A 14,045-nucleotide genomic window follows, 5' to 3' on the forward strand; every position below is an offset into this window, starting at 1 on the left:
TGACTCCAGGCGGCAGTAGCAGGCCGCACCCAGTGGCAGGTGGCGGATGGCAGGTGGCGGATGGCGGGTGGCGGGTGGCGGGTGGCAGATGGCAGATGGCAGGTGGCAGGTGGCAGGTGGCAGGTGGCAGGTGGCAGGTGGCAGCCAGCCGTACCCGGTAGCACGGCCACCGGTCACCTGCGCACGCCGGGATTCCGCCACGGGCCCCACGAGCCCGCCACGAGCCGGCCACCGGAACGGCGATGCCCCGACACCCCCAACCAACTCCACGCCCGCCACCCGAGGCACACCACCTCCCCGGCTCCCCCTCCCCCGCCCCGCGCCCGTCCCCACCCCCGCCGCCCGCCACACGCCCCGCCCCACCACGGCCACCATCCCGGCATCCCGGCACTCCGGCATCCCGGCATCCCGGCATCCCGGCATCCCGGCACTCCGGCATCGCGGCACCCCGGCACCCCGGCACCCCGGCACCCCGGCATCCGACGCAATTCCCCGGACTTGACGTTATGCGCCGGACGACTCGGGAACCCGTTGCTCTGGGTGCGCCCGGCAACGGGCCGGCAGCGCCCGGGTCACCGGAGGGACAGGACAGATCATGGAGCACGGCGAGGACGTCATCGCGGAGCTGACCGCGGACCACCGGGAGGTCGACGACCTCTTCGAGCAGTTCGACAACGCGGCACCCGGCAGCAGCGCCCGCAAACGGCTCCTGGACGCCCTGACCATCGAGCTGGTGCGCCACTCGGTCGCCGAAGAGGAACACCTCTACCCGGCCGTACGCGACCACCTGGAGAACGGTGGGATGCTGGCGGACAAGGAGATCGCCGACCACCTCCGCGTCGAGCAGCTGCTGAAGGAGCTCGAACGACACGAGCCGGACGACACCGATTTCGACCGCCTCGTACGCGAACTGCGCACCGAGGTCACCGCACACGTGGAGGACGAGGAGAACCAGCTCTTCCCTCAGCTGCGCGACGGCGTCCATCCCTATGTCCTGGAAAGCCTCGGCCGCAAGGTCCGCGAGGCGAAGAAGACCGCCCCGACCCGCGCCCACCCCATGGCCCCGAGCACGCCCCCGGCCAACAAGCTGCTTGCTCCCGGCCTGGGGCTGGTGGACCGGGTACGCGACTACGTCACCGGTCGAGGCCGGTAACCCGCACGGAAGCTCACCTCCTCACATCAAGATCCCACCTCCAGGAAGGACGAACAGTCATGCCTGTGGCACGCGACATCATGTCGCCCGGTGCGGAATGCATCGGCGCGAACGACAACATCCTCGAAGCGGCTCGCAAGCTGACCTCCCTCGGCGTCGGAGCGCTGCCGATCTGCGGCATGGACGACAGGCTCAAGGGCGTCCTCACCGACCGGGACGTCGTCGTCAAGGTGCTGGGCAAGAACTTGGACCCGCAGCAGACCAAGGCCGGCGAACTCGCCCAGGGCGAAGCGGTCACCATCGGCGCCGACGACGGAGCCGACGAGATCTTCGCAACGATGGCCCGTCACAAGGTCCGTCGCCTGCCGGTCATCGACGGTCATCGCCTCGTCGGCATGGTGGCTCTGGCCGATGTCGCCCGCGCCCTCCCCGACCCGCAGGTCGGCGACCTCCTCGAGGCGCTCTCCACCGACTGACCCCACTACACCAACACGCACCGGCCCGGCACCCCTTCCCCTGCGAGCCGCGAGCCGCGGCCCTCTCCGTCATCGCCCAGTGTCATCGCCCGGCCGGCGCCTGGTGCGGCGTGCGGGTCCGGTGGGCGGGGCAGCGCGCGAGCTCGCCACCGGCGGGTTCCCCACCGGAGACCCACCCGCCCGATCGGCCGTTCTGCCTCGCGCGCTGCCGCCGAACGGAGTGAACTGAAGGCGTGACCGTCGACCGCCCCGACACGCGGCCGACGAACGACACATCAACCGGTCAAGGAGCCGTCATGCCTGCAGGTTCGAGCAAGAAGCGTGAGCGTCAGTACGAGCACATCAAGGAGGGTGCCGAGCAGCGAGGCGAGTCGACGAAGCGCGCGAAGGAGATCGCCGCTCGGACCGTGAACAAGGAACGTGCCCGGTCCGGGGAGTCGAAGACCGCCAGCAAGGTCTCCACCCGGGACAAGAAGTCCGCGCCGCAGCGCGGCGGCGAGCGTTCTCACCGCGGCGCCCAGGGCCCCACCAAGGACCAGCTCTACGAGGAAGCCAAGAAGCGCAACATCGACGGCCGCTCCTCGATGAACAAGGACGAGCTCCGTAAGGCCCTCGGCCGCTGACCAGCGTCACAGCCGCTCGCCTGAACTGCGCCCGCAGTTCCACGGTCCGGTAACTGTGCCTGTATCCAAGGGTGTTGTACATGTACCTCTCCCCCTAATCGATTCATTGCATCCGCTGTAAAGCCTGCATCGAAAAAGCCCGCGCGCGCAAGCAATCTGCCGCGTTCGAGGCAGGAAACACTCGTTCGAGTGACGGCGGAGCGGGCGGGCCGACGCCCAAGCAGACTGTTCAGGGCCATGGAATGAGGAGGCGCAATGAATGCGGAAGCGGGCACGGACCTGACGGTGGCCATCGAGCCGGCCGGAGGCACGGGACAGCACGCCGGCCCCCACGAGACCTTCTCGGACCCCTTGAAGGCACGACTCGTCGATCGCAGGAGCGGCCTGCCGGTGACCGATGCCACGGTGACGTTCGTCTGGCTGTCCACGACCCAGCAGGTCCTTTTCGAAGGCGGAGAAACCACTGTCACGGTCAACACCGACTCCCAGGGGTACGCACAGACCCCGCTGTTGGTAGCGGGTGACGCGGCGGGCACCGCGTCCTTCACCGTGACCGCGGAGGGGGCCGCCCCGCAACACTTCGAGGTCACGGTCGACCACTGAGCAAACGCCCGCGCCACCCATCCAGGCCCCTGCCGCACTGCGGAATAATGCGAGCATGCGGATTTCAGCCAGAGCGGATTACGCGGTGCGCGCGGCGCTGCAACTCGCACACGCCCGGGACGCAGGACCGCTCAAGGCGGAGGCCATCGCGGACGCCCAGGACATTCCGCACAAGTTCCTCGAAGGCATTCTGAACGACATGCGCCGCGGCGGACTCGTCCTCAGCCAGCGTGGCGGGAACGGCGGCTACCGCCTGGCCAAGGCTCCGGAGTCCATCAGCATCGCCGACGTCATCCGCGTCGTCGACGGTCCCCTGGTATCCGTCCGCGGTGTCCGTCCGCCGGAGTTGTCCTACACCGGCCCGGCGGAGTCTCTGCTGCCGCTCTGGGTCGCCCTCCGCGCCAACGTCCGGCAGATCCTCGACGGGGTTTCGCTCGCCGATGTCGCCTCGGCGGAACTGCCCACCCGGGTATCCGCGCTGGCCGAGGACCCCGCGTCCTGGACGAACCCCTGAGGCTGTAGCCCTCGCCGCCGTTTGCATGCCGGGAACTGCTCGGACTGGGGCTTCGATTCCGTCCGGATACCAAGATTCGGCTGTCCACGCCTTGAACGGGCCTTGCCGCCACGGGAGTACGGGCGCATCATTCCCTACTAATCCAGTGGGAAAACTAGGGAAATCGACCCGCCAGACCACCCGACAGGACGGTGACCGGCGCCATGCCGAAGAAGTCCGCAGCATGCACCGCCGCCCCCCAGGTCAACGACTCGGCGGACAAGACCGTCTGGCCACGCGTCACCCGCGAGGTCTCGGAGGATCTGGCCGTAGACGCGATCGCCCGGGACCGCGCCGGCAAGCCTCCGTTCGACGAGCTCTCCCGGCTGCGCGAAGCCGGCCTGCCGGCCCTCCTCATGCCGCCGGGTTCGTCCCAGTGGGGTACCGACTGGCGCACGGCATGTGCGGTCATCCGGGAGATCGCGGCGGCCGACAGCTCCATCGGCGAGCTCCTCGGAAGGCACTACGCCCTCTCGTGGAGCGCCCGCTTCTTGGGCTCCCCCGAGCAGGCCGACCGGATCGAGCGTCAAGCGGGAGCCGGGCAGTGGCTCTGGGGCGGGGGCATCGATCTGCCGGGGACGGAACCGGAGCAGGAGACCGAGACCGGACCCGAACTCACCCTCACGCCGGCCGGAAGCGGATATCTCCTCCACGGTCGCCAGGTGTACCCGGCGGGCGTCACGGTGGCGGACCAACTGGTGGTGAGCGCGGTCTGCACGGGCACCGGGGAGACGCTGATCGCGCAGGTGCACCCGGCCGATCCCCGCGTCTCGGCGGTTCCGGCGCATGACCGCCTCGGCCAGCGGCTCACCGGAGCCGGCAGTGTCGATTTCGACGGCGTACCGGTGCGGCCGGACCACGTCCTCGGAACCGTGCCGCACGACGAACACGACGTCTCCCCGTTCGCCACGCTCGCCCCGCTGGCGCTCCGGCTCGCCCTGATCCACGTCTGTCTGGGTATCGCCGAGGGAACGCTGGCCGAGGCCCGGGACTTCAGCCGCACCGCACCGCGCAACTGGCCGTCCTCCGACCCGGACAGCGGTGCCTTCGAGCGGCGCCCCGGAAGCGACCCGTATCTCCTTCTTGCCTACGGGGAGCTGGTGGCTGCCGCGCACACCGCGGCGGCGGTGGTCGAGCCCGCCACCGAGGCGTTGGCGAGGGGGCTCCTCGTGGGGCGGGAGCTCGATGTCGACCAGCGCGCGGACATCGCCGTGCTCGTCGCCGCGGCCGAGGCGGTCACGAGCAAGTCCACGCTGGAGATCACCACTCGCGTCCTGGAACTCACCGACGGCGCCGACTCCCCCGCGGACGGCCCGGGGTTCGACCGGTTCTGGCGCAACGCTCGGGTGCTGACCGCCCAGGGCTCGCCCACCCACAGGCTGCGCGATATCGGCGACCACTATCTGAACGGGACCCATCCCCCACTGACCTTGCGTATTTGAGGCGCTCGCACCTCTGCCCGGCCTGCGTCACAGCGGTCGGACGGTGAGCGTGTGGCCGTCCCCCTCCGTGGTGGTGCAGGGATGGAAGCCGGTGCTGATGCGGTCCAGGAGCCGTTGCAGCCAGTGGCAGTCCCGGGCGGACGGGTGCCGTAGGCGCATCCTGTGGGCCTGGAGGGGGACGATGCGCACCTCGTGGAGCCTGCCGGTCGGCTGCTCCAACGAGACGAGGAAGAGCAGGCGCAGGTCGTCCCGGTATTGCTCGTAGCCCGTGATGCCCTCGTAGTCGTCGATGAAGTCGCCGCACCCGTGGATCACCAGCTTCCCGTGATGGGTCTCCAGGCTGCGCGGGTGGTGCGAGGAGTGTCCGTGCACGATGTCGACGCCTCCGTCGAGGAGCAGCCGCGCGAAGGCGGCCTCGCTGCGGGAGACGCCGTAGCCCCAGTTGGGGCCCCAGTGGATCGAGGCGATCGCGATGTCGCCCGGCCGCTTGAGCTGCCGTACCCGTGCGGCCAGGCCGTTTGCCGCGGTTTCCGAGGGTTCGGACAGGAACGCCACTCCGCTCCGGTCCTCGGTCGCGGCCCAGGAGAACGGGATGCCGCTGGTCGGCAGGCCGAACGAGAAGACCAGGAGGCGATGGTCGCCGTCGAGGGGGACGATCGCCGGACGCCGCGCCGCGTCGGTGTCCGCTCCGGCGCCCGCCGTCCGCAGTCCCGCCCCGGCCAGGACGTCGAGCGTCTCCGCCAGGCCGTTGCGGCCGAAGTCCAGGACGTGGTTGTTGGCCAGAACGCAGACGTCGGGGCGTGCGAGGGTCAAGCACGGGAGATTGCCGGGGTTCATCCGGTAGTGGACTTCCTTGCCGGACGCGAAGGTGTCGCTGCGCGTGACGCTGGTTTCCAGATTGATCACCCGGGCCGCGGGGGCGGCCTCGTCGAGGACGGGTAGTGCCTCTCCCCACGGCCAGGCGAAGCCGACCGGACGGGGGATCGGGCCGTTCGCCGCCTCGGCGAGTTCGACGTAGGCGCGGGCGTCGTGGAGATACCCCTCGCGCAGCGCGGGGTCGCCCGGGTACGGGAGGATCTGGTCGACGCCGCGACCGAGCATCACATCCCCGCACAGGAACACCGTGACCAGGTCACCGTCCACTCTTCCAGGCTAGGGCCGGGCCGACGCCGGGGCGTAGCTCCGGTCGCCTCGGGTCGAAGCGGGTCGGTCGGACGTCGGCAGCCGGGCGTCAACATGACGCCGCCGGACGCACACCTTCCGGGCATTCACAGCCACACGGCGATCACGGATAGTAATCAAGCGAAGGGTGATGGCTACGCAGAGTTTCCTACGCGGTGTCGCGTCGATGCTCGCAGCCGTCATCTCCCGACATCGATCCATCGTCGTAGGGAGGCCACCATGGCTGCGTATCAGATCAGCGCCGGCACCGAGAGCGGTACCGAAGTAGTTCCGGGGGACGCGCGCTACGAGGCGTTGCGAAGGGGCTTCAACCAGCGCTTCATCGCGACACCTGACTATGTGTCCGTGATCGGCTCGACCGGCGAGGCCGTCGCCGCACTCAACAAATACCTGGCGGATCACCGCTCCGACGAGAGCCTCAGCCGACGCATCACGGTCCGTTCGGGAGGCCACTGCTACGAGAACTTCGTCTGCGGTGAGGACGTGGGCGTCATCCTCGACCTCGGGCAGATGGACCGGGCCTATCTGGACCAGGAGATGGGCGCGTACTGCGTCGAGGCGGGTGCCACCAACTGGCATGTCGCCACGCACCTCTACGCACCGTTCGGTGTGGCGCTGCCCGGCGGGTCGTGCTACTCCGTCGGCGCCGGCGGCCATGTCTCGGGAGGCGGGTACGGGCTGCTGTCCCGGCAACACGGGCTGACGGTGGACTATCTCTACGCCGTCGAGGTCGTCGTCGTCCGCGACGGTCAGCACGCCGAGGTGGTGGTCGCGCGCCGCGACTCCCCGGAGCCTGAGCTACGGGACCTGTGGTGGGCGCACACCGGCGGGGGCGGCGGCAACTTCGGCGTGGTCACGCGGTACTGGTTCAAGGGGCTACCCAAGCCCCCGGGGCAGGTGCTGCTGCATGCCATCGCCTGGCCCTGGGAGAAGCTCAAGTGCCAGCCGGAGCGCTTCAAGTCCCTGGTGCGCAACTACGGGCTGTTCTTCGAGTACGAGAACACCCCGCGGCTCCCGGAATCGCTCCGCGGCGACTACACCGACATGTTCACCCTGCTGAAGCTGAACCACCGCGCCAACGGCAAGATCGGCCTGATCACCCAGCTCGACGCCACCAGGCCGGACAGCGTGCAGCGGCTCAACGCCTTCCTGGACTGGATCACCCAGGACCTGGACGTCGACCCGACGCCACTGGACCGGCGGATGGGCGAACACGCACCCATGGGCGGACTGCACGTGCCGACCCGGCTGCCCTGGCTGACGGCCACCCAGACGCTCAACGGCTCCGGTGACAACCAGTGCGGCAAATACAAGTCGGCGTATATGACGCGGGGATTCACCGAGCACCAGCTCGACGCCGTCTTCCACCATCTGACCCGTGCGGACTACGACAATCCGCAGGCACTGCTCCAGGTCGATTCCTACGGCGGCGCCATCAACCTGCCCGACAGCGCCGACACGGCGGTCTACCAGCGCAGTTCGGTGCTGAAGCTGCAGTACCAGACGTACTGGAGCTGGAAGCGGGACGTCAACAAGGACGGTGTCGCCGACCAGCACGATGCCGATGCCGACCCCTCGATCGCGGCGCCACATCTTCGTTGGATCCGCGAGTTCTACCGCGATGTCTACGCGGACACCGGTGGCGTTCCGGTGCTGGCGCCCGAAGGCACCCCGGTGGACGATCAGCCGGCACCGGTGACCGACGGCTGCTACATCAACTACCCCGACACCGATCTCGACGATCCCGAGTGGAACACCTCCGGCGAACCCTCACACCGTCTGTACTACGGCGGCAACTACACACGTCTGCAAGAGGTCAAGGAGTACTGGGACCCGCGCAACGTCTTCCGCCATGCCCAGTCCGTCCAGCCGTTCACCCGCTGAGGTCAGCCGACATGGACACGGGGGCGATGGGAACGGTCGGGTTCGGCCTCGCGGAGGACCTCGCGGGTGACGGGGGCGACTTCGCCCTGGCCGAAGAGGAAGAAACGGAGGAACTGGGCGAAGGGATTGCCTTCGGTCCACTCGAAGTAGATGTGCGGGCGCTTGCCCGTCTCGTCGCGCACGTGCAACAGCAGCGCTGCCAGTGCGTTGGAAATGGTGGAGCTTTCGAGGGCGAGTACGCGATAGCGGTTGTGGAGGACCTCGCCGTGCACGCGCAGCTCGCTCTCGAATTCGGACGGGTCGCGCACGGTGACCTCGACAAAGATGAAGTCGTCGTCGGCCGGGAGGTCGTTGTCGGTGCGGATCTGCTGGAGCTTGTCGCGGTATTCGGCCACGTCGCGCTGGTCGGGCTCGTTCGCGATGAACCTGATCTCGCGGTGGGCGACATCGCGGATGAACCGCTCGGACATGTCGTCGAGCACGACGCTGGTCACCCGCAGCTCGAAGGCCCGGGCGAGCCGGGAGAGGAGCGACAGCAGGATGATCCCGGCGATGAAACAGGCGCCGATCTTCACCCCGTCGGGCCGTTCGATCACATTCGCCACGGTCGTGTAGAGGAACACCGCCGCGATCACGGCGAAGCCGACGGTCCAGCCCCGCTCCCCGCTCCGCCGGGCGGCGATGGTCACCGCGATCGCGGCGGAGCTGATCAGCACCAGCACACCCGTGGCGTAGGCGCCGCCCTGGGCGTCCACGTTGGCGTCGAAGATCCAGGTCACCAGGAAGGCGACAGCGATGAAGACCAGCACCATCGGGCGCACGGCCCGTGCCCAGTGGGGCGCCATGCCGTAGCGCGGCAGGTACTGGGGCATGAGGTTGAGCAGTCCGGCCATGGCCGAGGCGCCGGCGAACCAGAGGATGGCGATGGTGGAGATGTCGTAGACGGAGCCGAAGGCGGAGCCCAGGTACTGGTGGGCGAGGTAGGCCAGGGCGCGCCCGTTGGCCGGGCCGCCGGGTTTGAAGGCGGGCTCGGGGATCAGCAGGGTGGTGACGAAGCTGGTGATGATCAGGAAGACGCTCATGATCACGGCGGCGGTGGTGAGCAGCTTCTTCGCGCCGCGGATCCGCCCGGTGGGGCGCTCCTCGGTGTCGCCGGCGTCGCCTTCGATATGCGGCATCACCGCCACCCCGGTCTCGAAGCCGGACAGGCCCAGGGCCAGCTTCGGGAAGACCAGCAGGGCCACGCCGACCATCGCCAGACCGTTGCCGTGCTCGGTGGTGAGTCCCTGGGTCCAGTCGGTCACGACGTGCGGCGCGGACAGAACGTGCCACAGGCCGACCACGACGACCACCGCATTGAGCCCGAGGTAGATCCCGACCAGGACGATCGCGACGCCGATCGCCTCCAGGAAGCCCTTGAGGAAGACCGCGCCGAGCAGGGCGACCAGGATGAGCGTGATGAGCACCTGCTCACCGTGCAGCGCGCTGGTGAGGTGCGGGTTCTCCACCAGGTGGGTGGCCGCGTCGGCCGCGGAGAGGGTGATGGTGATCAGGAAGTCGGTGGCGGCGAAGCCGAGCAGGGTGAGGACGAACAGCTTGCCCTTCCAGAAGGACAGCAGCCGCTCCAGCATCGCGATCGACCCCTGGCCGTGCGGGCTCTCCTTCGCCACCCGGCGGTACACCGGCAGTGCCCCGGCCAGCGTCACCAGTACCAGGACGAGCGTGGCCACGGGCGACAGCAGCCCCGCAGCCAGGGCTGCGATACCCGGCTGGTAGCCGAGGGTGGAGAAGTAGTCGACACCCGTCAGGCACATCACCCGCCACCACCGCTGGCCCTGGTGCGCGTTCTGCGGGCCGGCGTGCGGGCCGGGATGGCGCTTGGCCATATCGGTCAGCCCCTCCAGCAGCCATGCCCGCAGGCGATGCCGCGGTCCGGACGAGGTGGAAGGGCCCGCGGGGGCGGAGGGGGGCATCGTGCGCTCCTGTCGTGCCGCGAAAGCGTCCAGCCATCGGCCAGACGGCCAGGTCAGGGTACGGAACCCGGTGGCTCGCGACGTGGCGGCGCCCGGCGTGCCGCCGGGGGATTCCAGCAGGTGGACCCACCGGACGACGCCGGGCAGCGGAGCCGAATCGGCGATCGAAGCCGATGGGCATATGCCCGATATGTCACAGTGAAGAGAGGGCGCGACGGCGCGGTCGGCGAACGCAGGAGAGGGCAGCCTCCCATGTCCACGGATCGGCTCGGATCGGTCACCGAACGGATCAGGTCCTTGCACAGGCGGAGCACGGAGTACGAGGATCTCTTCGACCAGGCTCCGGTGATCTTCGCTGCGCTGAGCGGGCCGCTGCACCGGCTCGAGGCGGCGAATCCGGCGTTCCTGGAGGCGGTCGGCGACGACCGGGGGCAGACCGGGGTACCGATCGGTGAGCTGCTGCCGGAGCTCGGCCCGCAGGGCGTACTGAACCGGCTCGATGAGGTGTACCGGACCGGCACCGCCTACCGGGCCCGCGGTGCTCGGCTGGTGCTCGGCGCGCCGGGAGCGGAGCGGGAGGGGTATTTCGACTTCACCTACGAGCCGCGGCGGGACGCGGACGGCGTGGTCGACGGCGTGGTCGTGATCGCGGTGGACATCACCGCCTATCACCACACGCAGATCCTTGCCGCCGAGCAGCGGGTGCTTCTGGAGCAGATCGCACGCGACGCACCGCTCGGCGAGATCCTGACCGGGATGGCCCGGGCGATCGAGGAGTTCTCCCCCGACCTGATCGTCTCGGTGCTGCTCGCCGACCCCGACGGGGCACATCTGCGGCACGGCGCCGGGCCCAGCCTGCCCGCCTTCTACAACGAGGCGATCGATGGGGTCGCCATCGGCCCGGACGTGGGTTCCTGCGGCACCGCCGCGTATCTGCGTGCTCCGGTGATCGTCACGGACATCGCCACCGACCCGCGGTGGGACGGCTATCAGGAGCTGGCGCAACGGGCCGGGGTGGCGGCCTGCTGGTCCACGCCGATCATGGGGGTGGACGGGCAGCTGCTGGGCACCTTTGCGATGTACCACCGGACCCCGAAGGCGCCGGACGACAAGGACGTGGCACTGAGTGGGGCGTTCGCCCGGATCGCGGCCCTGGCGATCGAGCGTCGCCGCGCGCTGGAGGCCGGCCAGGCCGCCCAGGAGCGGGAGAAGGAGGCCCGGGAGGACCTGGCGTTCGTGCTGGACGCCAGCACCGCCATCACACGTGAGCCGCACTATTTCGACTGCCTGCAGTGTCTGGCCCTGCTGACCGTGCCCTCGCTGGCACCGCTGTGCACCGTGCACGTCATGGAGGACGGCCACACCCATCGGATCGCGGTGGCCTCGGACGGCCTGGCCGGCGAGAGCCTGCTGTCCGCCCCCGGGCTGAGCGACGAGATCGACGACGCGGTCGCCCGGGTGCTGGCCTCCGGCGCCACCGAGACGGGCCGAATCCGTGCCACCGGCCCCGAGAGCCGTGTCGTCGGTTCCGAGAGTCGTGTCGCCGGCCCCGACGGCAGTCACGGCCACGAAGCCAGTCATGGCCACGACGGCGGTCATGGGCACGACGGCGGTTCCGGTTGCGGCGGGCGTACCAGTGCCGGCAACCACACCAGCCTCGGCGGCCCCGGCAACCGCACCGGCCCCGACGGCACCGCCAGCCGGGCCCGGCCCGACAGTAGCTCCGGCCTCGACGGCAGCTTCCGCCCCGGCACACCTCCCGGGCTGTCGACCGTCACCGGCTATGTATGTGTCCCGTTGGCGACCCGTGGCCGTACGTTCGGGGTGCTGACCCTGCTGGCAACCGTCCGGGAGCTGGACGGGCATGTGATCGCGCTGGCCGAGGAGCTGGCGCGGCGGGCCGCATCGAGTGCCGACAACGCCCACCAGTTCACCAACCGGGTCCGGTTGGCCCGTGAGCTGCAGGCCGGTCTGCTGCCACCCGAACTACCCACCGTGCCGGGCGCCGAGCTGGCGGCGTCGTACCACCCCGCCGGCGAAGGGCTCGATGTCGGTGGTGACTTCTACGACGTCTTCCCGCTGCCCGACGACCGCTGGGCGCTGATGATCGGCGATGTCTGCGGGCGCGGTGCGGCGGCGGCCACCACGACCGGCATGGTCCGCCACACGGCGCGGGCCGCCGCGCGCCTTCTGCACGACCCGGCGGCCGTCGTCGCGGCCATCAACGACGCACTCATCGAGGGCACCAGCGAGGACACCTTCGTATCGCTGATATACGGCGAACTGCGGCGCGAGGGTGGACGGCTCGTCCTGGACATGATGCGCGCCGGTCATGTGCCGCCCCTCATACGCCGAGCCGACGGCACGGTGGAACAACTCGCCCAGCCGGGGCAGTTGCTGGGTATCGCGCCCGGCGTCGACGATTCCCCGTACCGAATAACCTTGTCCCCGGGCGACAGCCTGGTGCTGGTCACCGACGGCATCACCGAGGCCCGTGACACCGACGGCGAGTTCTTCGAGGAACAGCGCCTGGCCGATGCGCTGGTAGCGGTGTGCGGTCCGGCTCCCACCGCCGCCGCGCTGCTGGAGTCCGTCACCGCGGCGGTGACGGCCTTCGCCGGCGATGCCACCGACGACGACCAGGCCGCGCTGGTCCTCACCGCCTCCTGAACGCGCCGACGCGCCTATCGTTGCCTCATGGAGACCAGGCCGTCCGACGTCCCCGCCGACGCGAACCCGTTGCGTGCGCTCTCCCTCGACACGCTGCGGCGGCGGACGAGCATGAAGTGGCGTACGTATCCCGCCGATGTGCTGCCGTTGTGGGTGGCCGAGATGGACGTACCGCTGGCCGCACCGGTGGCCCGGGCGATCGCGGACGCGGTCGCGCTCGGCGACACCGGCTATCCGGCCGGGACGGCGTACGCCCGGGCGCTGGCCGGGTTCGCCCGCGAGCGGTGGGGCTGGCACGACCTCGCCGTGGAGCGCACGGCGATCGTGCCCGATGTGATGCTGGGCATCGTCGAGGTGCTGAAGCTGGTCACCCGGCCGGGCGACCCGGTGGTCGTCAACTGCCCGGTGTATCCGCCGTTCTACCAGTTCCTCACGCATATGGACCGGCGGGTCGTGGAGGCCCCGCTGGGTGCCGGTGAGCGGATCGACTTCGATGCGCTGGAAGCGGCGTTCCGGGATGCCGTTGCGGGTCGTGGCAGTGGCGCGTACCTGCTGTGCAGCCCGCACAATCCCACCGGCACGGTGCACAGCGCGGAGGAGCTGGCGGCGGTGGCAGCGCTGGCGGACGAGTACGGCGTGCGGGTCGTCGCGGATGAGATCCACGCACCGGTGGTGGCGCTGGACGCCGCCTTCGTCCCGTACCTGAGCGTGCCGGGCGCGGAGGGCGGCTTCTCGCTCATGTCGGCGTCCAAGGCGTGGAACCTCGCGGGGCTCAAGGCAGCGCTGGCCGTCGCCGGCTCCGAGGCCGCACGGGATCTGGCGCGGATGCCGGAGGAGGTCAGCCACGGCCCGAGCCACGTCGGCATCCTCGCGCACACGGCTGCGCTGCGGGACGGCGGCGGCTGGCTCGACGCGCTGCGCGCCGGGCTCGACGAAAACCGCCAACTGCTCACCCGGTTGCTGGCCGAGCGGCTGCCGGCGGTCCGGTACCGTCCGGCCGCGGGCACCTTCCTCGCCTGGCTCGACTGCCGTCCGCTCGGCCTCGGCGATAATCCCGCCGCGTTCTTCCTGGAGCGCGGCAGGGTCGCCCTCAGCGCCGGCCCGGACTTCGGCACCGGCGGGGCCGGCCATGTGCGGCTCAATCTGGCGACCTCCCCCGAGGTACTCACCGAGGCGGTCGGGCGGATGGCCGAAGCGCTGGACTGAATCGGCGCACGAAGCGAGGGCTGACGCGCTGGGTGAATTCAGCATGGCGTGAGGGGCCGGCAGAGCCGCAAGGGATCGGCTTGGCGCGAGGGATCGGCAGGGCGCGAGGGGCGGCATGACTTGAAGGGTCCGCATGGCGCGAGGGGTCCGCACGGCGCGAGGGTGGGCATGACCTGAGGGGTCCGCACGGCGCAAGGGGCGGCATGACCTGAGGGGTCCGCACGGCGCAAGGGGTCGACATGGCGCGAGGGTCGGCATGGCCTGAGGGGTCCGCAAGGCG

The 14,045-nt window shown here is 70.0% G+C and carries 11 protein-coding genes; 9 read left to right on the forward strand and 2 right to left on the reverse strand.

Features of this window, described 5'->3' with window-relative positions:
- The first annotated feature begins 595 nt into the window (after positions 1 to 595).
- From AB0E02_RS22425 to AB0E02_RS22450, 6 genes are all read left to right on the forward strand, one after another.
- On the forward strand, positions 596 to 1,153 hold the full coding sequence (locus AB0E02_RS22425) for a hemerythrin domain-containing protein (RefSeq protein WP_362141973.1): 558 nt from the start codon (positions 596 to 598) through the stop codon (positions 1,151 to 1,153).
- A 59-nt stretch (positions 1,154 to 1,212) separates the two neighbouring features.
- Positions 1,213 to 1,629: a CBS domain-containing protein gene (locus AB0E02_RS22430; RefSeq protein WP_362141975.1), complete on the forward strand. Its 417-nt coding sequence runs from the start codon at positions 1,213 to 1,215 to the stop codon at positions 1,627 to 1,629.
- 296 nt (positions 1,630 to 1,925) lie between these two features.
- Entirely contained in the window at positions 1,926 to 2,252 is a 327-nt protein-coding gene (locus AB0E02_RS22435; RefSeq protein WP_030414852.1) for a hypothetical protein, read from the forward strand.
- A gap of 255 nt (positions 2,253 to 2,507) precedes the next feature.
- Positions 2,508 to 2,855 (forward strand): Ig domain-containing protein, encoded by a 348-nt coding sequence (locus AB0E02_RS22440; protein WP_362141978.1) that lies wholly within the window; start codon positions 2,508 to 2,510, stop codon positions 2,853 to 2,855.
- Between the two features lie 55 nt (positions 2,856 to 2,910).
- Positions 2,911 to 3,369 carry an Rrf2 family transcriptional regulator gene (locus AB0E02_RS22445; RefSeq protein WP_030811543.1) on the forward strand — a complete coding sequence of 153 codons (459 nt, stop codon included), beginning with the start codon at positions 2,911 to 2,913 and terminating at the stop codon, positions 3,367 to 3,369.
- A 203-nt stretch (positions 3,370 to 3,572) separates the two neighbouring features.
- Positions 3,573 to 4,850, forward strand: coding sequence for an acyl-CoA dehydrogenase family protein (locus AB0E02_RS22450; protein WP_362141980.1), 1,278 nt, complete (start codon positions 3,573 to 3,575; stop codon positions 4,848 to 4,850).
- A 27-nt stretch (positions 4,851 to 4,877) separates the two neighbouring features.
- Here AB0E02_RS22450 and AB0E02_RS22455 read toward each other — a convergent pair whose 3' ends face one another.
- Complete coding sequence (locus AB0E02_RS22455) at positions 4,878 to 5,993, reverse strand: CapA family protein (RefSeq protein ID WP_362141981.1); 1,116 nt, start codon at positions 5,991 to 5,993, stop codon at positions 4,878 to 4,880.
- A gap of 258 nt (positions 5,994 to 6,251) precedes the next feature.
- Here AB0E02_RS22455 and AB0E02_RS22460 point away from each other — a divergent pair, with 258 nt between their 5' ends.
- Positions 6,252 to 7,916: a BBE domain-containing protein gene (locus tag AB0E02_RS22460; RefSeq protein ID WP_362141983.1), complete on the forward strand. Its 1,665-nt coding sequence runs from the start codon at positions 6,252 to 6,254 to the stop codon at positions 7,914 to 7,916.
- Between the two features lie 2 nt (positions 7,917 to 7,918).
- On the opposite strand, the gene AB0E02_RS22465 is transcribed toward AB0E02_RS22460, so the two are convergent.
- On the reverse strand, positions 7,919 to 9,889 hold the full coding sequence (locus tag AB0E02_RS22465) for an amino acid transporter (RefSeq protein ID WP_362141985.1): 1,971 nt from the start codon (positions 9,887 to 9,889) through the stop codon (positions 7,919 to 7,921).
- A 252-nt stretch (positions 9,890 to 10,141) separates the two neighbouring features.
- Here AB0E02_RS22465 and AB0E02_RS22470 point away from each other — a divergent pair, with 252 nt between their 5' ends.
- Both AB0E02_RS22470 and AB0E02_RS22475 read left to right on the forward strand, forming a co-directional pair.
- A complete protein-coding gene (locus AB0E02_RS22470; RefSeq protein WP_362141987.1) occupies positions 10,142 to 12,559 on the forward strand; it encodes a GAF domain-containing SpoIIE family protein phosphatase in 2,418 nt (805 codons plus the stop codon).
- Between the two features lie 27 nt (positions 12,560 to 12,586).
- Complete coding sequence (locus AB0E02_RS22475; protein WP_362141989.1) at positions 12,587 to 13,765, forward strand: aminotransferase class I/II-fold pyridoxal phosphate-dependent enzyme; 1,179 nt, start codon at positions 12,587 to 12,589, stop codon at positions 13,763 to 13,765.
- The last annotated feature ends 280 nt before the right edge of the window (positions 13,766 to 14,045 follow it).

Source organism: Streptomyces sp. NPDC048196, assembly GCF_040652715.1.
In the GTDB taxonomy this organism is placed as follows: domain Bacteria; phylum Actinomycetota; class Actinomycetes; order Streptomycetales; family Streptomycetaceae; genus Streptomyces; species Streptomyces siderophoricus.

Excerpts from the sequence above, each read along its gene's own strand:
- AB0E02_RS22465 (WP_362141985.1), bottom strand. The coding sequence starts at position 9,889 with ATGCCCCCCTCCGCCCCCGCGGGCCCTTCCACCTCGTCCGGACCGCGG.
- AB0E02_RS22430 (WP_362141975.1), top strand. The coding sequence starts at position 1,213 with ATGCCTGTGGCACGCGACATCATGTCGCCCGGTGCGGAATGCATCGGC.
- AB0E02_RS22435 (WP_030414852.1), top strand. The coding sequence starts at position 1,926 with ATGCCTGCAGGTTCGAGCAAGAAGCGTGAGCGTCAGTACGAGCACATC.
- AB0E02_RS22425 (WP_362141973.1), top strand. The coding sequence starts at position 596 with ATGGAGCACGGCGAGGACGTCATCGCGGAGCTGACCGCGGACCACCGG.
- AB0E02_RS22440 (WP_362141978.1), top strand. The coding sequence starts at position 2,508 with ATGAATGCGGAAGCGGGCACGGACCTGACGGTGGCCATCGAGCCGGCC.
- AB0E02_RS22445 (WP_030811543.1), top strand. The coding sequence starts at position 2,911 with ATGCGGATTTCAGCCAGAGCGGATTACGCGGTGCGCGCGGCGCTGCAA.
- AB0E02_RS22470 (WP_362141987.1), top strand. The coding sequence starts at position 10,142 with ATGTCCACGGATCGGCTCGGATCGGTCACCGAACGGATCAGGTCCTTG.
- AB0E02_RS22460 (WP_362141983.1), top strand. The coding sequence starts at position 6,252 with ATGGCTGCGTATCAGATCAGCGCCGGCACCGAGAGCGGTACCGAAGTA.
- AB0E02_RS22475 (WP_362141989.1), top strand. The coding sequence starts at position 12,587 with ATGGAGACCAGGCCGTCCGACGTCCCCGCCGACGCGAACCCGTTGCGT.
- AB0E02_RS22450 (WP_362141980.1), top strand. The coding sequence starts at position 3,573 with ATGCCGAAGAAGTCCGCAGCATGCACCGCCGCCCCCCAGGTCAACGAC.